2 protein-coding genes and 1 pseudogene are annotated in these 1,933 nt (G+C 49.9%); 1 reads left to right on the top strand and 2 read right to left on the bottom strand.

The annotated features are described in order from the left end of the window. A partial coding sequence (locus CINSTRO3249_RS15510) for a flagellar biosynthesis protein FlhF (RefSeq protein WP_254304262.1) occupies positions 1 to 1,360 on the top strand: 1,360 nt, incomplete at its 5' end. A 15-nt stretch (positions 1,361 to 1,375) separates the two neighbouring features. Here the strand turns inward: CINSTRO3249_RS15510 and CINSTRO3249_RS15505 are convergent. Both CINSTRO3249_RS15505 and CINSTRO3249_RS15500 read right to left on the bottom strand, forming a co-directional pair. Then, positions 1,376 to 1,693, bottom strand: a pseudogene (locus tag CINSTRO3249_RS15505) (U32 family peptidase); the annotation flags it as partial. A gap of 11 nt (positions 1,694 to 1,704) precedes the next feature. Continuing rightward, on the bottom strand, positions 1,705 to 1,933 hold a 229-nt coding region (locus CINSTRO3249_RS15500; RefSeq protein WP_143146879.1), incomplete at its 5' end, for an integrase core domain-containing protein.

The following is a 1,933-nucleotide window of genomic DNA, read 5'->3' as shown; positions in this document are numbered from 1 at the left end:
CATAGGTATCTACACATTTATCGTGATACCTGTTATTACTTTGCAGAATGATTTCAACCTATCTGTTGGCGGGATTGACTCTCGCCTTACCCGCCGATATCAGACGCTGGTTAAACAGCATATGACGCCCGCGGCTCTTCTTGCTTCTGCGGTTAAAGACCTCGCAAGTGCTCAAAAATCAACTTTCGCAACTACCCAAGCTGTCTGGCGTTTTCTGAATAATAAGCGAATTAGCTTCAGTCAACTCAATGAGCCAATTATTTCGCTAGCACTTGAGCAAATTTCGCTTAGCCCGCATCCATACGCTCTCGTTGTTCATGATTGGTCACGTTTACAATTTCTTTACCATCATGCCAAATACGGACGCTTAAAAATGACGCACGGTGGCGATGTTGGATATGAACTTCAAAGCAGCTTGCTGGTTGATGCTGGCACGGGTTTGCCAATAGCGCCTCTATCTCAGACACTTACCGATGCAACCGGTTGTCATTCAACGTTGGCGGAAGGACTGTCCGAACGGCAGACACATATGGACGCCTTGACGACCGATATTGCCCGTGTGGAATCGCTTAATATAGGTAAAAAGCTGATTCATATAATTGATAGAGAGGGTGACTCTATTGGACATATGCGGACGTTGAGTACTCAAGGAATATGCTGGCTTATCCGAGGAAAAGAAGGACATGGTGCAGAGTGGCAAGGTAATTCATTGAAAATTGGTGAGATTGCTGCTCTTCTGCCATACAACGGATGCGGACAGGTAGACTGGAAAGGGAAAAAAGCTGATATGGAAATCAGTGAAACCTCGATAGTCATAACCCGAGCTGCGCAGCAGAAGCGTAAAGATAAAGAAACCGGCCGCCGCATAAAAATCCAACCTGGAGAGCCTCTGACGGTCAGATTGGTTGTTGTTCGGCTTACGGATGATCTCGGTAATGTGGTGGGACGCTGGACGCTGCTTACAAACGTTTGCAGCGAGATCACCTGCGAGGAAGTAGCTCGTTGGTATTACTGGCGCTGGAATATTGAATCATTTTTTAAGTTGCTGAAAGGTGCCGGACATGACGTAGAAACATGGCTTCAGCGCAGCGCGCCAGCCGTACTACGCAGGTTGTTAATAGCCAGTATGGCTGCTGTTCTGGTATGGCGGCTGCAACGCGCTGAAGGAGAAGAAAATGCGGCAGCCCGCCAGCTGATATGTCGCTTGTCAGGACGACAGCAAAAGCGAGGCCGCAGAGAGAGCGCTCCTGCTCTGCTCGCTGGCCTATCCATCTTGTTGAATACACTAAAATTATTATCGGAATATAGTCTGGAAGAACTTACTCATTTAGCGAGAGTTGCTCTTAAGCCTCCTCCCTGATGTGTAGATACCTATGCCCTGGGGGTAGTGAATACAGCAGGTTTCGCACTCATCCTTCGATCGGTTCTCCGATCGGGCGGTGAAACAACGTGCCGACCAGGCAAGCGGCAGATGGCCATAGCTGAACACCTCCACCTCGAAACGGCCGCGGATCCCCAGCTCCTCGCACTGCGCCAGCGTGTTGCTTAGCCATTCGCGCGACAGCTCGACGGGCATACACCAGCGAACCATACCTTGTTTGAGCAAAATGCGCAGCGTATAGGCGTTATAGCAATTTAACGCCGGGCCGGCGACGAACGGGAGCTGAATAACCCCGAGTTTATTAGAGAGTAATTTTGGCAATACTACGCCGCTTCCTCTGATGCTAATTGCAAAGCGTAATAGTTCATTTCGGCTTCAGTAGGAGGGATGTAACCCAGCCGCCCGAGCAGCCTTCTGTTGTTGTACCAGTCCACCCAGTCCAGCGTGGCCAACTCCACTTCCGTCCGGTTTTTCCAGCTCCCGCGGTGGATAACCTCCGTTTTGTACAACCCGTTGATACTCTCTGCCATCGCATTATCGTAGGAGTCGCCG

The organism is Candidatus Sodalis sp. SoCistrobi (assembly GCF_900143145.1).
Lineage (GTDB): Bacteria > Pseudomonadota > Gammaproteobacteria > Enterobacterales > Enterobacteriaceae > SoCistrobi.
This window is presented reverse-complemented; position numbering and strand designations above follow the sequence as displayed.